Source organism: Flavobacterium sp. GQ95, from assembly GCF_059758655.1.
In genome coordinates, this window is sequence record NZ_JCAXEB010000001.1 from 90,274 (window position 1) to 108,317 (window position 18,044).

At 34.7% G+C, this 18,044-nt stretch carries 15 protein-coding genes; 6 read left to right on the forward strand and 9 right to left on the reverse strand.

Features of this window, described 5'->3' with window-relative positions; all coding sequences use genetic code 11:
* The first annotated feature begins 414 nt into the window (after positions 1 to 414).
* A complete protein-coding gene (gene lysS, locus AC6CH4_RS00370) occupies positions 415 to 2,118 on the forward strand; it encodes a lysine--tRNA ligase (protein WP_498099157.1) in 1,704 nt (567 codons plus the stop codon).
* A 100-nt stretch (positions 2,119 to 2,218) separates the two neighbouring features.
* Here the strand turns inward: lysS and AC6CH4_RS00375 are convergent, their stop codons facing one another.
* Positions 2,219 to 2,821, reverse strand: coding sequence for a hypothetical protein (locus AC6CH4_RS00375; protein WP_498099159.1), 603 nt, complete (start codon positions 2,819 to 2,821; stop codon positions 2,219 to 2,221).
* Between the two features lie 30 nt (positions 2,822 to 2,851).
* On the reverse strand, positions 2,852 to 3,877 hold the full coding sequence (locus AC6CH4_RS00380) for a 2-hydroxyacid dehydrogenase (RefSeq protein ID WP_498099161.1): 1,026 nt from the start codon (positions 3,875 to 3,877) through the stop codon (positions 2,852 to 2,854).
* A gap of 193 nt (positions 3,878 to 4,070) precedes the next feature.
* On the opposite strand from AC6CH4_RS00380, the gene AC6CH4_RS00385 reads away from it, so the two are divergent.
* Entirely contained in the window at positions 4,071 to 4,520 is a 450-nt protein-coding gene (locus AC6CH4_RS00385; RefSeq protein WP_498099163.1) for a DUF4890 domain-containing protein, read from the forward strand.
* Between the two features lie 57 nt (positions 4,521 to 4,577).
* On the opposite strand, the gene AC6CH4_RS00390 is transcribed toward AC6CH4_RS00385, so the two are convergent.
* The 6 genes from AC6CH4_RS00390 to AC6CH4_RS00415 form a co-directional block, all read right to left on the reverse strand.
* Complete coding sequence (locus AC6CH4_RS00390) at positions 4,578 to 7,055, reverse strand: zinc-dependent metalloprotease (RefSeq protein ID WP_498099165.1); 2,478 nt, start codon at positions 7,053 to 7,055, stop codon at positions 4,578 to 4,580.
* A gap of 157 nt (positions 7,056 to 7,212) precedes the next feature.
* Positions 7,213 to 8,499 (reverse strand): glutamate-1-semialdehyde 2,1-aminomutase, encoded by a 1,287-nt coding sequence (hemL, locus tag AC6CH4_RS00395; RefSeq protein ID WP_498099167.1) that lies wholly within the window; start codon positions 8,497 to 8,499, stop codon positions 7,213 to 7,215.
* A 35-nt stretch (positions 8,500 to 8,534) separates the two neighbouring features.
* Positions 8,535 to 8,786 carry a hypothetical protein gene (locus AC6CH4_RS00400; RefSeq protein WP_498099169.1) on the reverse strand — a complete coding sequence of 84 codons (252 nt, stop codon included), beginning with the start codon at positions 8,784 to 8,786 and terminating at the stop codon, positions 8,535 to 8,537.
* 34 nt (positions 8,787 to 8,820) lie between these two features.
* A complete protein-coding gene (locus tag AC6CH4_RS00405) occupies positions 8,821 to 9,723 on the reverse strand; it encodes a glucosaminidase domain-containing protein (protein WP_498099171.1) in 903 nt (300 codons plus the stop codon).
* Positions 9,716 to 10,612: a 1-aminocyclopropane-1-carboxylate deaminase/D-cysteine desulfhydrase gene (locus AC6CH4_RS00410; protein ID WP_498099173.1), complete on the reverse strand. Its 897-nt coding sequence runs from the start codon at positions 10,610 to 10,612 to the stop codon at positions 9,716 to 9,718. Before AC6CH4_RS00410 ends, AC6CH4_RS00405 begins: the two co-directional genes overlap by 8 nt.
* Positions 10,613 to 10,620: 8 nt before the next feature.
* Positions 10,621 to 10,956: a hypothetical protein gene (locus tag AC6CH4_RS00415; RefSeq protein WP_498099175.1), complete on the reverse strand. Its 336-nt coding sequence runs from the start codon at positions 10,954 to 10,956 to the stop codon at positions 10,621 to 10,623.
* A gap of 114 nt (positions 10,957 to 11,070) precedes the next feature.
* Between AC6CH4_RS00415 and AC6CH4_RS00420 the strand changes: the two genes are divergently transcribed.
* The 4 genes from AC6CH4_RS00420 (at position 11,071) to ilvA (ending at position 15,616) form a co-directional block, all read left to right on the forward strand.
* The gene (locus AC6CH4_RS00420; RefSeq protein ID WP_074659918.1) at positions 11,071 to 11,253 is read left to right on the forward strand and encodes a C1orf53 family protein; all 183 of its coding nucleotides are present in this window, start codon (positions 11,071 to 11,073) and stop codon (positions 11,251 to 11,253) included.
* 229 nt (positions 11,254 to 11,482) lie between these two features.
* A complete protein-coding gene (gene hutU, locus AC6CH4_RS00425; protein WP_498099177.1) occupies positions 11,483 to 13,459 on the forward strand; it encodes a urocanate hydratase in 1,977 nt (658 codons plus the stop codon).
* A 45-nt stretch (positions 13,460 to 13,504) separates the two neighbouring features.
* Positions 13,505 to 14,044 carry a DUF4136 domain-containing protein gene (locus AC6CH4_RS00430; RefSeq protein ID WP_498099179.1) on the forward strand — a complete coding sequence of 180 codons (540 nt, stop codon included), beginning with the start codon at positions 13,505 to 13,507 and terminating at the stop codon, positions 14,042 to 14,044.
* 327 nt (positions 14,045 to 14,371) lie between these two features.
* Complete coding sequence (gene ilvA, locus AC6CH4_RS00435) at positions 14,372 to 15,616, forward strand: threonine ammonia-lyase IlvA (protein WP_498099181.1); 1,245 nt, start codon at positions 14,372 to 14,374, stop codon at positions 15,614 to 15,616.
* 79 nt (positions 15,617 to 15,695) lie between these two features.
* Here the strand turns inward: ilvA and AC6CH4_RS00440 are convergent, their stop codons facing one another.
* Positions 15,696 to 17,843, reverse strand: coding sequence for an RICIN domain-containing protein (locus AC6CH4_RS00440; protein ID WP_498099182.1), 2,148 nt, complete (start codon positions 17,841 to 17,843; stop codon positions 15,696 to 15,698).
* Positions 17,844 to 18,044 lie beyond the last annotated feature (201 nt).

An 18,044-nucleotide genomic window follows, 5' to 3' on the forward strand; every position in this document is an offset into this window, starting at 1 on the left:
TTGCTAAGATACTGAGGTTTTTTTGTTTAATTTCTTGCAGAAATGTTTTTCATCGCTTAGTTTGTCATTCCGAGGGACGAGGAATCCCCGCAAGAAACTCTACAATCAAAATCGCCAATCTTTGTCGAACTGCCTGCGGGGCTTCGACTCCGCTCAGCCTGACAAAAAAACGCACAAACCGATTAAACACCCCAACTAAAACGTCTTTTGAAAACTATAACTTCTAATCTAGCCCCGATAGCAGCGGTATCCTTTTTTGTCTCGTTTGGAGAACGAGACAAAAAAGATACAAGTGGATAGCGGGACTGAACGTGATTGAAATACGATAAACTTCTGCTTCAAAAAATCTAAAATCTGCATTCTGATATCTACATTCTTTTCTTTATCTTTGCACACTTAAAAAAAGAGCACAAAATGGCATTATCAGAACAAGAAATCATTAGAAGAGAAAAACTTCAAAACTTACGCAACTTAGGAATCAATCCTTATCCGGCTAATCTTTTTCCAGTAAATCATACTTCAAAGCAAGTGAAGGAATCGTTTGAAGAAGGTAAAAAGGTAATCGTTGCGGGACGTTTGATGAGTGTTCGTGATCAGGGAAAAGCTTGTTTTGCTGAATTGCAGGATAGCGAAGGACGTTTGCAATTGTACGTGAATCGCGATGTTTTGTGTACAAGTGATGATAAAACTTTATACAATACGGTTTTTAAAAAATTAACCGATTTAGGAGATTTTATTGGAATTGAAGGAGAATTGTTTACTACGAAAGTGGGTGCACAATGTATTCGCGTTGACGGATTTACTTTCTTGAGTAAAACTTTACGTCCGCTTCCTTTGCCAAAAACGGATGAAGACGGAAACGTTCACGATGCGTTTAACGATCCTGAATTGCGTTACAGAATGCGTTATGTGGATTTAACTGTGAATCAACACGTTAAAGATACTTTTATCAAACGTACGAAGTTGTTTAGCGCTATGCGTGGTTATTTTAACGATGCTGGTTATCTTGAGGTTGAAACTCCGGTTTTACAGCCTATTCCGGGTGGTGCTGCGGCGCGTCCGTTTACTACACACCATAATTCGCTTGATATTCCGCTTTATATGCGTATTGCGAACGAATTGTATTTGAAAAGATTAATTGTTGGTGGTTTTGAAGGTGTTTACGAGTTCTCGAAAAACTTTAGAAATGAAGGAATGGACAGAACGCATAATCCTGAATTTACCGCTATGGAAATATATGTAGCCTACAAAGACTACAACTGGATGATGGAATTTGCGGAAGGTTTGCTTGAGCATTGTGCGATTGCCGTAAACGGAACTAGCGAAGTTACTTTTGGCGAACATAAAATCAACTTTAAAGCGCCTTATGCCCGTGTAACCATGACAGATTCTATCAAACATTTTACTGGTTTTGATATTTCCGGAAAAAGCGAAGACGAATTGTTTGAAGCTGCAAGAGGAATGGGAATCGACGTTGATAAAACAATGGGTAAAGGAAAACTAATTGATGAAATTTTTGGAGCTAAATGTGAAGGAAATTATATTCAGCCTACTTTCATTACTGATTATCCTAAAGAAATGTCGCCTCTTTGTAAAGAACACCGCGACAATCCTGAACTTACAGAGCGTTTTGAATTGATGGTTTGTGGTAAAGAAATTGCCAATGCTTATTCTGAATTGAATGACCCGATTGATCAGCGTGAGCGTTTTGAAGATCAAATGCGTTTGTCTGAAAAAGGTGATGATGAAGCGAACGGAATTATCGACGAAGATTTCTTAAGAGCTCTTGAATATGGTATGCCTCCAACATCTGGAATGGGAATTGGTATGGATCGTTTGATTATGTATCTAACTAATAATGCATCGATTCAGGAAGTTTTATTGTTCCCGCAAATGCGTCCGGAGAAAAAACAAGCTCAGGTTGAATTGTCTGATGAAGAAAAATTTATAGTAGATCTATTAAAAGGAAATGAAAATAAAATGGATTTAACGCAATTAAAAATTACTGCGAATTTAAGTGGTAAAAAATGGGATGCGTCTATGAAAAACTTATCTAAACATGGCTTGACTAAGGTTGCTGTGGAAGGTGAGTTTAAATTTGTGGAGTTGGTGGAGTAGATTTAAAAAATTCCAATTTTAGAAATTCCAAATTCCAAAATTGATATTATAATCAAACCCGACAGGTTTTAAAAACCTGTCGGGTTTTTTATGCTACTGACTAAAACGAATACTTTTCCAATTTCTTAGAATTTATATCCAAAACAACAGGCGAATCTTTCGGAATATCTCCTTTCCATTTTTCCTGAACGGATGGATTTGAAGGATATTTTCCGTTTTTCATTTTTAGAGAATGTAATGTATTACCGCTTTTAAAAATTAAATCTTTAAAATTTCCTGATGAAGTTGTTCCAATAAAAATCGGAAAATCGGTTACAGTAAATTTGTTGATTATACTTCCATCATTATTTAAAATATAACCCGAACAACCTCCGCTTCCACAGAAATAGGAATTTGAGAAACCAACAAAATATTCGTTTTTCTTATCGTTATTTAAATCGAAAGCTTCATAATAAAAGTATCGATCGTCTTTTGTCATCGCTGGCAAATCTTTTTTCAATAAAACCATAAGTTGTTTTCTTATTAGCTCAACCGTTTTATCATCTTTAGCGGGTACGTCACTTAAATTGGCTGTACCTCCTAATGTTTTTGATAATGTGTCCTGAGCAATTGTTTTAATGATATTTTTTGATGCTGGTTTTTCTTTGTTCTGACAAGAATATAATACTAATATTGTCAATGCAATTAAAATTTTACTTCTCATAATTTCTGTTTTTAAATTCTCAAATCTATTTTAAACCAATAAAGCTGCCTTATTTTCAATATCATTTTGAGTTACTAATGCTTTGATATTATTAAAAGTAACCAAAGCAATTTGCGTCAGGGCTTCATTGGTAAAAAACGCCTGATGTGCCGTTACCAAAACATTCGGAAAACTCATTAATCTTTGAATGGCATCATCCTGAATAATATCTGCCGAAAGATCCCTGAAAAACAATTTTTCTTCCTGCTCGTAAACATCGATTCCTAAATAACCTATTTTACCTTCTTTTAAACCTTCAATAACACAGGCTGTTTCAATTAATCCGCCTCGGCTGGTATTGATGATCATGACGCTGTCTTTCATTTCATCTATAGACTTTTTATTGATAACATGTTTCGTTTGCTCGTTTAACGGACAATGAAGTGAAATAATATCGCTTGATTTAAAAATGGTTTCTAAGGATACAAACTCAACTCCATCCTTTTCCATTTCTGAATTCGTTACGATATCATACGCTAAAACTTTACAGCCAAAACCTAGAGCTATTTTAGCAAAAGCTTTTCCGATATTTCCGGTTCCGATAATGCCGATTGTTTTGCCGAATAAATCAAAACCTAATAATCCGTTAAGGGAGAAATTTTGTTCACGAACTCTATTATAAGCTTTATGTGTTTTTCGGTTTAAAGTCAAAATCATTGCCATAGCATGTTCTGCAACAGCTTGAGGAGAATAAGCAGGAACTCTGCAAACTTTTAAATTGTATTTTTTGGCTGCTTCTAAATCTACATTATTAAAACCGGCACAGCGTAAAGCAATAATTTTCACGTTCTTTTCTGCCAATTGCTTAATCACAGATTCATTGACAATATCATTTACAAAAACACAAACGATTGATGCATTTTCGATTAAAATTACCGTTTGAGGATTCAATTGCGTTTCAAAGAAATCCAGCTCAAAACCAAAATCTTTATTGTATTTATTAAAGAAAGTTTTATCGTAAGGCTGCGTCGAAAAAAAGGCAATTTTATTATTGTTTGATGATGATTCTAAATTCATAATAAGCTCTTCTAAGTTTGTAACTTGTTGATACCTTAAAAATACGCAATTAAATCTGTAATTTTATCCTTATGAAAACGTTTTTAATGAATTAACTTTCAATTTGTTAAATAAAATACAATTCTGAGAATCAGATTAAACCTATTGAATTTGATAAAGTCTAAAGAATATAAACAATTAAAAAACTTACCTCATGAAAAAATTATTTATCGCAGCTTTGTTATTCGTTGGAGTAGCAAGCTTTGCACAAGACACGGATAATAATCCAACTCAGGATCATAAAGAGCACAAAGAAAGAATGACTCCCGAACAGCGTAATGAGAAGCAGTTGAAAAAATTAACTTCAGAATTAAGCTTGGATGCTAATCAACAAGCACAAGTAAAACAATTATTGGCCGAAAGAAGTGCAAAAGCTCAAAAATTCAGAGAAGCCCGTCAAGCGACAAAAGACAGTGACACAAAACCTACAACAGCTGAAAGAGAAGCTTTTAAAAAAGAAATGATGGCTGAAAAAGACGCTAACGATGCTAAAATGAAAGCTATTCTGAATGCGGACCAATACACAAAATGGAAAACCATTCAGGAGCAAAACAAAGACAAGGCTAAAGAAAAAATGAAAGAGTATCAAAAAGAAAAAATCTAATTTTTTGTCCCAAAACAAAAAAAGAGGCTTTAAAAGCCTCTTTTTTATTTCTATAATCTATTTAATCGGATTTAATATCAAATCAATTCTTTTGATACAATCTTCATAATGGTATTTTGTTTCTGTATTTACACCTAAAGCTTTTGCTGCTGTAAGCGATTTTTTCAGGACATTTAACTCACCGCGCACTAAAGCTCTTAAATCAGACTGAGACACATTGTAATACACTGTTGATCTGTCTGTTGGCTTAATTTCTTCGGTCATTAAATAGGTCATTCTATCAATATAAGCTCTTTGCAGATTTCTACGGTAAATGGTAACATTCGTTGCTGTACCAGCTTCTTTCCAAATTCCTTTTCGGGTATCTTTAAACAAATCCAGTGCTTTATACGTATCAGCGCCCAGAATTTCATTATCCATTAATCTTCCAATACGACCAAGACTCAACAAATTATTCAAATGTCTAACCTGTAGATTTCTAAATGTTTCTGTATAACCTGCAAAATTGGTGTTTTTTAAGGTATTTACATTCACAATCCAGGTTGGAGATGCAAAAGCATTTGCCTGCAGCCAATTCATTGCTTCAATTTGTTTTGCTTTCGGAACTACTTCATAAACATTTCCTGCCTGATTTGGGTTTTTAGTATTTTCGTAAACTCCTCCAACGTTGGTTACTACATGACCAACATAACGACTCCAAACATCTAACATTTCTTTGTACAATTCATCTAAATCTCCGTAATCATTCGTTACATTACTCGTCCATTCGCTTAAATGATTAGCAACATATTCCAGATTTTTCATTCCGTACGTACTAGCTTTCATAGAATTATTCCCGATATCCTCTGTTTGAGAAGAAGGATCAAAAGCACTGCTCTGTTTTCCAAAATGATAAATTGGATTTCCGGCTTTATCTAAAATCCATTTGTCTAAAGTTGCTTTTTCATCCTGAGAAGATTTAGCATTCGGAATCACTCTGTATCCCCAATTCAAAGCATAATGGTCATAGGCCCCCGTTTTACGAATAAAACGAATGTTTTGATCTCCCGGCTGTGCAATATAATTGTATCGTGCATAATCCATTATACTAGCTGAAATTCCGTTTTCTTGTGTAAAAGTTCCATTTCTGTAACTTTCGCAGTCATAAGAAGAACTGGCTCCCATATTATGAGGAAAACCTAATGCGTGACCCACTTCATGAGCAATTACCATTCGCATCATTTCGCCCATTTCTTCATCGCTGGTTTGCAAAGTTCTTGCTTTTGGATTTGCAGCTCCGGTTTCTAACAAATAACGGTTTCTGTACGAACGCAAATGATTATGATACCAAATAACATCACTTTCGATAATCTCTCCAGTACGTGGATCTGAAACACTTGGTCCAACTGCATTTCGGGTTGTACTTGCAACATAACGAATTACGGAGTAACGTACATCTTCCGGGCTAAAATCAGGATCTTGTTCTTTTGTTGGTGCGTCTTTTGCTATAATGGCATTTTTAAATCCGGCTGTTTCAAAAGGTTTTTGCCATTCTTCAATTCCCTGTTTGATGTATTTTCTCAATTTTTCAGGAGTTGCAGGGTCTAAATAGTAAACAATTGGTTTTATTGGTTCAACCAATTCTCCTCTGGCATAAGCTTCAGGATCTTTTGGTTCTAATCTCCAACGACGTATATATGTTTTAAGATCTGATTTTAATTCATTGCTTCCATAATCATATTGACTAACCGTGAACCAGCCCACACGTGGATCTGCTAATCTTGGTTTCATCGGAACTTCTGGCAATAATACCATAGATTGATTCATCTGAATACTGATCGATTCAGTATCTTCTAACATGGATGGTTTTGAAGCATTATAGGTCATGTCCTGAATCACTTCAATATTCATCGGAAAACTTTTGATTGTATTGATAAAGCTTCTCGTATCATCCAATGCTTTTACTTTGTATACTTCTCGCATTTCTGCTGATATTCCGCTGATTGCCTTTACATCTGTGCTATAAAATTTAGTCACATCAATAACGGTATTTGCAGAATCTTTGCTGAAAGCTACAATGTCAAAAGCAAATAAAGTTGGTTCATAATTATTTGATTTTACCGAAATACTAATTGGTAAAGTATCGTTTGCAACAGCATTATAGGATTTAGACTTGATGAGAATTTTATCCTGAAAACGCTGCCAAACAATCAATTGTTCGTTGGTTTCAGAACCTGCGTTTACGTAACCTCCACCTAAATTAGAAGGAAGTTTAGACAATCTGCTTACCAACAGCATGTCTTTGTTTAAATATTTATTTGGGATTTCGAAATAGTATTTTTTATCGACTTTATGAACTGTAAAAAGTCCTTCGTCAGAAACAGCATCTTTGGTAATTACTTTGCTGTATTCTTTAATGGCTGACTCTGGTTTTTTTTCTGGCGGAGGAGTCGCAGTTTCTTCTTTTTTGGACTTTTTCTTTTTGGATTGGGCAAATTGGTTAACAGGAAATAGCATCAAAGCTGCTATAGTAGATAAAATGAAAAATTTCTTCATTTATTTTTGGTTTAATGGTTATTTGACAAACAAAAATAATTTTTGATTGCAATAATCCAAGAAAACATCTTCTCATTAACTTTTTATTAACTAATAAAAAAAGGTTCAACTTTTCGAGAAAGCTGAACCTTAAAATTATTTATGTTTTGATTTAAAACTAAAATGTTTTCGAAACTTTATCAATTGCATTAATAGTAAAATCTAAATCTTCGTATGTTAATGCATCTGTAATAAACCAGGTTTCATACGCTGATGGTGCAATATAAACACCTTCATTAAGCAAACCGTGGAAGAACTTTTTAAAAGTTTCGTTATCTCCTTTTGCAGCAGTTTGAAAATCAACAACCGGGTTTTTATCAAAGTGCACTGATATCATTGAACCTACTCTATTAATAGTAAAAACAACATTGTTTGCTTTTAAAACCTTATTAATTCCTGCTTCTAAATAAGCTGTTTTTTCTTCTAAACGAGTAAAAATTGCGCGGTCGTTATCCAAGGATTGCAGCATTGCTAATCCCGCAGCCATTGCCAACGGATTTCCAGACAATGTTCCTGCCTGATAAACTGGTCCGAGCGGTGCCAAATAATTCATGATTTCTGCACGTGCTGCAAATGCACCAACTGGTAAACCGCCGCCAATTACTTTTCCGAAAGTAACAATATCCGCATTTACGCTGTATAGTTCCTGAACTCCACCGCGAGCCAAACGGAAACCTGTCATGACCTCATCAAAAATCAATAAGATTCCGTTTGCGGTACATAAATCTCTTAAACCTTGCAAGAAGCCTTCTTGAGGCGGAATACATCCCATATTTCCGGCAACCGGTTCAATAATAATAGCCGCAATTTCGTTTTTATTAGCTTCGATTAAAGTCTTTACATTCTCTATATCATTGTATTTTGCCAGTAAAGTATCTTTTGCAGTTCCTTCTGTAACGCCAGGACTGTTTGGCGAACCAAAAGTTACCGCTCCACTTCCAGCCTGAATCAAAAATGAATCTGAATGTCCGTGGTAACAACCTGCAAATTTGATGATTTTATCTCTTTTTGTAAAGCCGCGAGCCAAACGAATGGCACTCATGCAAGCTTCTGTTCCTGAATTTACAAATCTGATTTTATCGATATTCGGAACCATAGAAACAGCCAGCGCAGCGATTTGAGTTTCCAATTCTGTTGGCATTCCAAATGAAGTTCCTAATTTTGCTTTTTCGATTACAGCGTCAACCACTGGCTGATACGCGTGACCCAAAACCATTGGTCCCCATGAATTGATGTAATCAATTAATTTATTTCCGTCTTCGTCATACAAATAAGCACCTTTGGCACTTTTTACAAAAATTGGAGTTCCTCCTACCGCTTTAAAAGCACGAACTGGCGAATTAACTCCTCCCGGAATTACTTTTTCTGCTTCAGCAAAAAGCTGACTACTTCTTTTATAGATCATTATTTATTTTAGATTTTTGAGTTCAGATTTTAGATTTATCTACTTAAACCCTGATCTCTTACAAACTCATTAAAGTATTTTTGTTCAATTTGATTTTCTTCTGAAAGCTCCTCTATTTTATTATCTGACATTCCAATAGGAGAATAAAATGTCCATTTCAAACTTGGTCGATGTTTTATAAAAAAATGCTTTTCTGCAAATTCATCATGTATATAAATCCCGCAAAAAAGTCTAATTGTGAAAACAATGGCAAAAATAAAAATTGCAGTAGCGATTATCTTCTTCATCAATCACTCATAACTTATAATTCAAAACTCATAACTATTTAACCTTCAACTTCTGTCCAATCGAAAGTGCATTATCTGTAAGATTGTTTTTCTGTTTTATGTCATCAACCAATACGTTGAATTTTTTCGAAATTGAATACAAAGTATCTCCTTTTTGAACTTCATATAAATTCGGGTCATTTGAGTTCATATTTATCTTTGGATCCGAAGCCACATCATACGATGGTTTTCTTGTTGGAGCCGATTTATTAATTGCAACATACGTTTTTCCCGTAATCTGACAATCATATTGATGCAGATTATAACGCTCGATATAACTGATTAATTTATCCGGATAATTAGGATCTGTAGCATAACCACAAGCTCTTAATCCTTTTGCCCAGGCTTTATAATCGTCTTTTTCATAAGTGAATAAAGACGCATATCTGTTTTTGCCAACTAAAAACAAAGCATGATCGCGATATGAATCTGCTGCTTCTGTATATTTCCTGAAGCACTCCTGCGCAGAATCATCGTCATGACGAACACTTTGTCCCAGCCAGTCTTTATGGCATTTTATTCCGAAATGATTATTGGCAGAAACGGCCAAATCTCCTTTTCCTGCACCAGATTCCAAAATTCCCTGAGCCAATATTATACTGGCAGGAATGCCATATTTCTGCATGTTTCCCATCGCAATATCTTTGTATTGCAAAACATAATCGTTGATTGAGCTACTGGTAACGGTAGTTTTTGAAGTCGACTGAATAACTTCTGTCGTATTATTTGTAGAAGGATAATTTTTACCGATTGGCTTAACAGGAGTTTGCTTTTTAGCTGCCACCGTCCGGGGCTTCTGAACTGCTGCCTGTTTTTTAGTCGTCGCGATAGCCGGTTTGCTGGATGAACAGCTTGCCAGAACTGCAACTATACAGAACAATAGGATCTTTTTAATCATTGTTTTTGAGTATTGGTAATTTTTTCTGCTTCAATTTGATATTCATTCCATCAATTCCCTGTAATCCGCCTGTGTGAATGAGTAAAATTTTTGAATTAGCAGGAAAATAATTTTTGCTGATTAAATCTATAACGCCAAAAACCATCTTTCCTGTATAAATTGGATCTAAGGGCACTTTGTTTTCTTCAAAAAACGCATTAATAAATTCAATTAATTCTAAATTTATCTTGCCATAACCTCCAAAATGATAGTCAGAAATTAAATTCCAGTTATCTTTTTTTGCAAAAATACGAATTTCATCGTTTAAAAAGTCACCTTTTAGTGCCGGAAACCCTAAAATTTTCTGATTTGGCAATGCACTATTAATCAAACCAGAAATCGTGCCACCCGTTCCAACCGCGCAACACACATAATTAAAAACAACATCTTCCCCGGTCAAAATCTCTTCACAGCCTTTTACAGCGAGTTCATTTGTTCCGCCTTCGGGTACTAAATAAAAGTCTCCAAACTGCTCTTTTAACTTTTCTAAAAAATAACTTTCGTTTTTATTTCGATACTCTTCTCTCGAAACAAATTCAAATTCCATTCCGTTTTCCTGAGCAAATTTCAAAGTTGGATTCTCTTCAATTTTATCAAAAAGTTCGTCGCCTCTAATGATTCCAATCGTTTTAAATCCTTGTTCTTTTCCTGCGTAGGCGACTGCTGCAATATGATTGGAAAAAGCGCCTCCAAAAGTCAATATCGTTTGTTTTTTTTCGTCTTTCGCCTGAAGTAAATTGTATTTTAGTTTTCTGAATTTATTCCCGGAAACAAACGGATGAATCAAGTCTTCGCGTTTTATTGTCAAAGAAATATTGTTCGGAAAATTGATATGAATTTGTTGGTTCAAAATCGGTTTTATTTTAATGTGATGTATTTTAGAAATTGGAAAAAAGATCGGTTTTTTAGATAATTGCGATCCGCTTCATTTGAATAGGCTTCTCTTTCAAAACTAATATTTCGGTACGCCAAGTCTTTGTTTTTATATTGAAGCAACCGAATCAGATACTCCGAAAAATACCAGATAAAAAAAGGCAGAATCAGCATTTCTAACTGCTGTCTTAAATGTATTTTTTCATGGTTGACAAAAGTCCCGTTTGTTTTATCAAAACCATATTTAACCACAACAAACGGAAATACAGCCATTCCGCGATATCCTTTCGGAATTAAATATTTAGCAACAATCAGAAACATTGGCTGTAAAATTTATAAATTTGTAGACATAAAATTGTTTGATTTCATTAAAATCACAATCAATTATTTATTTTTGATTTTTTAAAGAACCCAAACACGACCGAAAGCAGATTTATGAAAGAGCAAAGTAATGAAAATAAATTAATCGAAGGCGAAGATTTTTACTATACGCCAGAAGGTTATAAATGCTTTACTGAAAAACACCATTTAAAACGTGGTTATTGCTGTAAAAGCGGTTGCCGTCATTGTCCGTATGGGTTTGATAAAAATACTGGTAGAATTAGGAAATCTAATTAGATAATGTGTCAATTAGAAAATTAGATAATTCAAAAAATCTAAAATCAACAATCTAAACTCTAAAATTATAAAATGGATATTCTGCTTCGAAAATTTAGGATTACAATCCACAAATCCTATCATAGGTCGGATATTCGTTATCCTTAGTTCATTTTTCCAATAGAAAATTAATCAGTTGCCATAAAAACCTTAGCAACTTAGAATCTTAGCAACTTAGCACCTTTAAAAAATGACTTTCAAAGAACAAATACAACAAGGAATCCCCTCTATATTGCCTCCAAAAAAAGAATACGATTTAGCGATTAATCATGCACCAAAACGAAAAGAAATTCTTTCGGCTGAAGAAAAAAAACTGGCCTTAAAAAATGCACTGCGTTATTTTGAGTCTCAACATCACGCCGAATTAATTCTTGAATTTTCAGAAGAATTAGAAAAATACGGTCGTATTTATATGTACCGCTTGCGTCCAGATTATAGAATGTATGCACGACCTATTGATGAATATCCTGGGAAATCTTTGCAGGCTAAAGCGATTATGCACATGATTCAGAACAATCTGGATTATGCTGTTGCGCAACATCCGCATGAATTGATTACTTACGGCGGAAATGGAGCTGTTTTTCAGAACTGGGCACAATATTTATTGACGATGCAATATTTGTCTGAAATGACAGACGAGCAGACTTTAACCATGTATTCCGGACATCCTATGGGATTATTTCCTTCACATTCTGAAGCTCCAAGAGTTGTCGTTACAAATGGAATGGTAATCCCGAATTATTCTAAACCGGACGATTGGGAAAAAATGAACGCTTTAGGTGTTTCGCAATACGGACAAATGACGGCAGGAAGCTATATGTACATTGGCCCACAAGGGATTGTACACGGAACTACGATTACGGTTTTGAATGGTTTCAGAAAAATAAAACTAAATCCTGAAGGCAATTTATTTGTTACTTCTGGTCTTGGCGGAATGTCGGGTGCTCAGCCAAAAGCTGGAAATATTGCAGGTTGTATTACGGTCTGCGCCGAAGTAAATCCAAAAATCACAAAAATTCGTCATGAGCAAGGATGGATTAATGAAATTGTAACTTCGACAGATGAACTGGTTAAAAGAGTCAATTCGGCGAAAGCCAATAAAGAAGTGGTTTCGATTGCTTATTTAGGAAATGTTGTTGATGTTTGGGAATGTTTCGACAAGGAAAATATCAAAATTGATTTGGGATCTGATCAGACTTCTCTCCATAATCCATGGGCCGGCGGTTATTATCCTGCCGGAATTTCTTTTGAAGACGCTAACGAAATGATGGCCAATAATCCTGAACTATTCAAAGAAAAAGTACAGGAATCTTTACGCAGACAAGCAAAAGCGATCAATAAACATACGGCAAAAGGAACTTACTTTTTCGATTACGGAAATGCTTTTTTATTAGAAGCGTCACGCGCCGGAGCCGATGTTATGGCTGAAAATAATATCGATTTTAAATATCCGAGTTATGTTCAGGATATCATGGGACCAATGTGTTTTGATTACGGATTTGGACCTTTCAGATGGGTTTGTACTTCAGGAAAACCAGAAGATTTACAAAAAACAGATACTATCGCAAGTCAGATTTTAGAAGAAATGGCGAAAACAGCTCCAAATGAAATTCAGCAACAAATGCAGGACAATATCAAATGGATCAAAGGTGCACAGGAAAATAAATTAGTTGTTGGTTCACAAGCCCGAATCTTATATGCAGATGCTGAAGGTCGAATTAAAATTGCCGAAGCATTTAATCAGGCAATTGCAAAAGGCAAAATTGGAACTGTAGTTTTAGGACGCGATCACCATGACGTTTCCGGAACGGATTCTCCTTACAGAGAGACTTCAAATATATACGACGGATCTCGTTTTACAGCAGATATGGCGATTCAAAATGTAATTGGCGACAGCTTTAGAGGAGCAACCTGGGTATCTATTCACAATGGCGGAGGCGTTGGCTGGGGAGAGGTTATAAACGGTGGATTTGGTATGGTTCTTGATGGTTCTAAAGAAGCTTCAAAACGTTTAGCATCAATGCTTTTTTGGGATGTTAACAACGGAATTTCAAGAAGAAGCTGGGCCCGAAATGACGAAGCTATTTTTGCCATAAAAAGAGCAATGGAAGTTCAGCCTTTACTAAAAGTAACTTTGCCTAATATAGTTGACGAAACGCTATTTTAGTTAAAAGTTATTTATCAGAATAGAGAACAATAAATTTTTATAAATATGAAAACATTCAAATTAGTACCCGTTTTTCTGCTTTTAATACTACTAGCCTCTTGCAGCAGTGTAAGTGTTTATTCTGATTATGATAAAAACGTAGATTTTGCGCCTTATAAAACGTATGCTTTCTTTAAGCCCGGAATTGATAAAGTCGAAATTTCTGATTTGGATAAAAGAAGAATTTTACATGCCATAGATACAGAAATGCAAGCCAAAGGTTTTACTAAAAGTGAAAATCCTGATTTATTAGTAAATATTTTTACTAAATCAAGAGAACAAGTAAGTGTAAACCAATTTAGCGCAGGTTGGGGCTATGGTTGGGGTTGGGGATGGAATCCTTATATGATGTATGGAGGACAAACTACCGTTTCGTCTTCTACAGAAGGAACTTTATTTATCGACCTGATTGATGCCAAAAAGAAAGAAATGATCTGGCAGGGCGAAGGTGTTGCAACCTTAACTAAAAACGTCGATAAAAAAGATGCAAAAGTGGCTGAAATCGTAAACAAAGTTTTAGCACAATATCCGCCGGTTAAAAAATAGTTTTGAGTGACAGTTTTCAGTTTTTCACAAAAAACTAAAAACAGTTATTGAATTCTTCTTAAAATAATTAATACATTTGTTTTTCAAAGAACAAGAAATGACAAACTTAAATAACATTATTATCGTTATCAACATTATTGCAATTCAGCAATAATGGCGAGGTGTTATATAAATTAAGTAATCAAAATACAATTTATTAAACCTCCCAAACCGGGAGGTTTTTTTATTTAATAACCACAAATTACACAAATTTCCACAAATTGTTTTTCAATTTTAGAAAATAAAAATTAGTGCTAATTCGTGCAATTCGTGGCAAAAACAAAAAATATGAATCTATTTAACGAAGTACTTGCTGCTAAAAAACAGCTTGAAAATGTAGTTGCTGCTACTCCACTTACACAGAATTTAAATCTTTCAGAAGAATTTAAATCGACTATTTTATTAAAAAGAGAAGATTTGCAAATTGTTCGGTCGTATAAAATTAGAGGAGCTTACAACAAAATTTCTTCGTTGAATGAAGCTGAAAAAGCAACTGGAATTGTATGCGCCAGTGCCGGAAACCACGCGCAAGGCGTTGCTTATTCCTGTCATCTTTTACAGATAAAAGGCAAAATTTACATGCCTAAAACAACTCCAAAACAAAAAGTAAAACAGGTTCAATTATTCGGAAAATCATTTGTTGAAATTGTGCTGACAGGCGATACTTTTGATGACGCTTATGCTTCAGCTACTGCTGATGCCATCAAAAATCACAAAATATTCATTCATCCATTTGATGATGAAAAAGTGATTGCAGGACAAGGAACTGTTGGTTTAGAAATTCTCGACAGTTACAAAGAACCAATCGATTATGTTTTTGTTCCGATTGGCGGCGGCGGACTAGCTTCTGGCTTATCCGAGGTTTTTAAGCATTTAAGTCCAAATACAAAAATCATTGGTGTTGAGCCAAAAGGTGCTCCTTCCATGAAAACTTCGATTACAGAAAACAAAAATACAGCCTTAAAAACAATTGACAAATTTGTTGACGGTGCCGCTGTAAAACAAGTTGGTGATATGACTTTTGAAATCTGTAAGGATAATTTAGAAGATATAATTCTGGTTCCGGAAGGAAAAGTCTGCACCACTATTTTACGTTTGTACAACGAAGAAGCAATGGTTGTAGAACCAGCCGGAGCATTGACTATTGCCGCTTTGGATTTTTATAAGGATAAGATCAAAGGTAAAACTGTTGTGTGTGTTGTCAGCGGAAGTAATAATGATATTGAAAGGACGGCCGAAATAAAAGAGCGCTCTTTACTATACGAAGGTTTAATGCATTATTTTATGATTCAGTTCCCGCAACGTCCCGGCGCCTTAAAAGAATTCGTAAATAATATTTTAGGTCCTGATGATGACATCACTTATTTTCAATTTCACAAAAAAAACAATCGCGAAGTGGGATCTGTAGTCGTTGGATTAGAATTGAAAAACAAAAAAGATATTATGAATATTAAATTGAACATGACCAAAAATGGTTTTGAGTTTCAATATTTAAATGATAATCAGGATTTATTTACGCAATTAATTGGTTAAAAATAAAAGGCTGCCTGATAATAAATCAGACAGCCTTCAAATCAAATATAAAATTACTAATTGAATCCTAAATTTGTAATTATTGTTTCAGCACTTTTTTAGAATAAGATCCTTGGCTGTCGTTCACTCTTACAACATAAACGCCTTTTGGTAGTCTCGAAATTTCAATTTCAGGTTGACTCCCTTTTACAAAACTCACTGTTTTCTTTAAAATACTTTGTCCTGCGATTGAGAATACTTCTACATCTCCGTTTCCTTCATGATTGGTATCAATTTTTAAATAATCATTTGTAGAATTAATAAAAATTGCCATATCATTCGGACTTTCATTTTCTGTGATTGTCAAAGCTTTTTTGGCCGTAGATTCAACCTGTACCAATTGCCATTGCTGATTCAAACCTCCAGTATAGGTCCAAACCTGAATATTGGCACCATTTGCAGTTGAAACATTTTCAACGTCTAATGATTTTCCGCTATTTACATTTATAATTTTATAGTAACCTCCACCAAGACTTGTTACGGTCCATTTAAATTCGTTAGAGGCTGAAAATGTCTTTTGCTGTACTTTTAATCCATCGCCAATACCGTTATTTTCAGTCGCTAAATACATTCCGGTTGATTTTACAATAATGTAGTAATTACCACTTCCGTCAGAAACAAATTTCCAGCGCTGGTTATTTCCTCCTCCATTTGTAATGTCATATTGCTGAATACGGCTTCCGCTTGTTGTCGCGTTATCCGCTACATCCAAACCTTTATTACTGTTTCTTGAAATAACATTATAGTATCCCGGCAGACCTGTAACAGGTGGCGTTCCTGCGCCCCAATTAAAAGTAACTGCCGATGAAGCGGGAACAGAATAATTAAATGCTGATGATCCTGAAACAACTTTGATTGTATTAGCCGACCCGGAATTATAAACCACAAGTGCAATCGAGCCGTCAGGGTTTTTAAATCCAGCTGAAAAAATACTTCCACTAGAACTTGAAGAAGAAATTCTTAAAGCCCCTGGCTTTACAAATTTCGAGATTTGACCAATAATATAATACGCTACATTTTTTGTATAACTTGTACTATTGTTCACTGTAATAGCGCCTAAGCAGGTATTACATCCGCCGGGCGTACGTGGGCCTAAGTTTGAATTATTTGCTGCATTCCATTCCAAAACCGTTTTTGACCAGTTATTTGTACTTCCAATAACTACATTTTGCATGTGCCAGCCAAAATCTCCACTGAAACTTCCTCCCGATCCTGTATATTGTTCTGTAAAATAAACGTTTTTATTTGTCGCATTTCGTACTGTTGACATCGCTGAAATATTTCCTAAATACAAATGAAATGCTGCCCCATCCACATAACTACTGTTATTCAAAACATCAATAGGATAAGCTGTATTATCACAATTATGATCAAAAGCGATAATTTTAATTCCACCATATCCGGCTGCTGCCATTTGTGGACCAAGCTGGTTATTAATAAAGTTTTTTTGCTCAGTTGAATTCATCAGCATACTTGGTTCATTATTTGGATTTTCAGGTTCGTTTTGAGGTGTGATTCCCCAAATTGAAATGCCTTGCGCTGCCATAGCATCAAAATATTTTACAAAATACTTGGCATAAGCTGCATAATACTGTGTTTGCAAACTTCCTCCAACCCATGAATTATTAGTTTTCATCCAACGTGGAGCTGACCATGGAGTTGCTAATATTTTAATGTTTGGATTGATAATTTTTATCTTTTTGATAATTGGAATTAAATAGGTCAAATCTGGTCCGTTAAGACTAAAATTATTCATATTTGTATCTCCCGAAGTTTCATTATAACTATAAGAAGAGCTGCTTAAATCTGAAGCTCCAATACTAATACGAATGACACTTGCGTTTAAACCTGTCGTAGGATTATACAAGTCATTTAATAATTGGTTTTGCTGAGTTGCAGCCATGCCACTGATTACTTCACAACTCCCTTCGGTCAATGTATAACCAAAGCCATCCATAGTTTGGTAAGTTGTTCCGGTATTTACGGTAACAGTAGAAGGATTAGTCCCTGAATTAGTTCCGAAACTAACAGTTGCTTGCTGTTGTAGTAATTTGGTTTGATCTCCACTGGTTATCCATGGAGTTACCGTTTGTGCTTTTACCGTTGTAATAAACAACAGCATTATAAGGACTTGCATCATTATAATTAAATTGGTCTTTTTTGTACGTTTTTGGGTAGTTTTACGCATAGTTTTTGAGTTTTTAAAAATTAAATTTTTCTTATTTTTTAAGATTAATTTTATTAATACGAAACAATATTATGTTAAATTTCATCAATTTAACAAAACAACAGCTTTACAAATACACATCAAATCTAAAAATTAGCTTAACAAAAACTTATCTAATTACTTTTTAAACAATTGATTTTAAACAATTTACAAAACAAAAGA

What these genes read in the sequence shown, in the direction of transcription:
- hemL (WP_498099167.1), bottom strand. Translation starts at nt 8,499, where the DNA reads ATGATCTATAAAAGAAGTAGTCAGCTTTTTGCTGAAGCAGAAAAAGTA.
- AC6CH4_RS00380 (WP_498099161.1), bottom strand. Translation starts at nt 3,877, where the DNA reads ATGAATTTAGAATCATCATCAAACAATAATAAAATTGCCTTTTTTTCG.
- AC6CH4_RS00415 (WP_498099175.1), bottom strand. Translation starts at nt 10,956, where the DNA reads ATGTTTCTGATTGTTGCTAAATATTTAATTCCGAAAGGATATCGCGGA.
- lysS (WP_498099157.1), top strand. Translation starts at nt 415, where the DNA reads ATGGCATTATCAGAACAAGAAATCATTAGAAGAGAAAAACTTCAAAAC.
- AC6CH4_RS00420 (WP_074659918.1), top strand. Translation starts at nt 11,071, where the DNA reads ATGAAAGAGCAAAGTAATGAAAATAAATTAATCGAAGGCGAAGATTTT.
- AC6CH4_RS00390 (WP_498099165.1), bottom strand. Translation starts at nt 7,055, where the DNA reads ATGAAGAAATTTTTCATTTTATCTACTATAGCAGCTTTGATGCTATTT.
- AC6CH4_RS00385 (WP_498099163.1), top strand. Translation starts at nt 4,071, where the DNA reads ATGAAAAAATTATTTATCGCAGCTTTGTTATTCGTTGGAGTAGCAAGC.
- AC6CH4_RS00405 (WP_498099171.1), bottom strand. Translation starts at nt 9,723, where the DNA reads ATGATTAAAAAGATCCTATTGTTCTGTATAGTTGCAGTTCTGGCAAGC.
- ilvA (WP_498099181.1), top strand. Translation starts at nt 14,372, where the DNA reads ATGAATCTATTTAACGAAGTACTTGCTGCTAAAAAACAGCTTGAAAAT.
- AC6CH4_RS00400 (WP_498099169.1), bottom strand. Translation starts at nt 8,786, where the DNA reads ATGAAGAAGATAATCGCTACTGCAATTTTTATTTTTGCCATTGTTTTC.
- AC6CH4_RS00375 (WP_498099159.1), bottom strand. Translation starts at nt 2,821, where the DNA reads ATGAGAAGTAAAATTTTAATTGCATTGACAATATTAGTATTATATTCT.
- AC6CH4_RS00430 (WP_498099179.1), top strand. Translation starts at nt 13,505, where the DNA reads ATGAAAACATTCAAATTAGTACCCGTTTTTCTGCTTTTAATACTACTA.
- hutU (WP_498099177.1), top strand. Translation starts at nt 11,483, where the DNA reads ATGACTTTCAAAGAACAAATACAACAAGGAATCCCCTCTATATTGCCT.
- AC6CH4_RS00440 (WP_498099182.1), bottom strand. Translation starts at nt 17,843, where the DNA reads ATGCGTAAAACTACCCAAAAACGTACAAAAAAGACCAATTTAATTATA.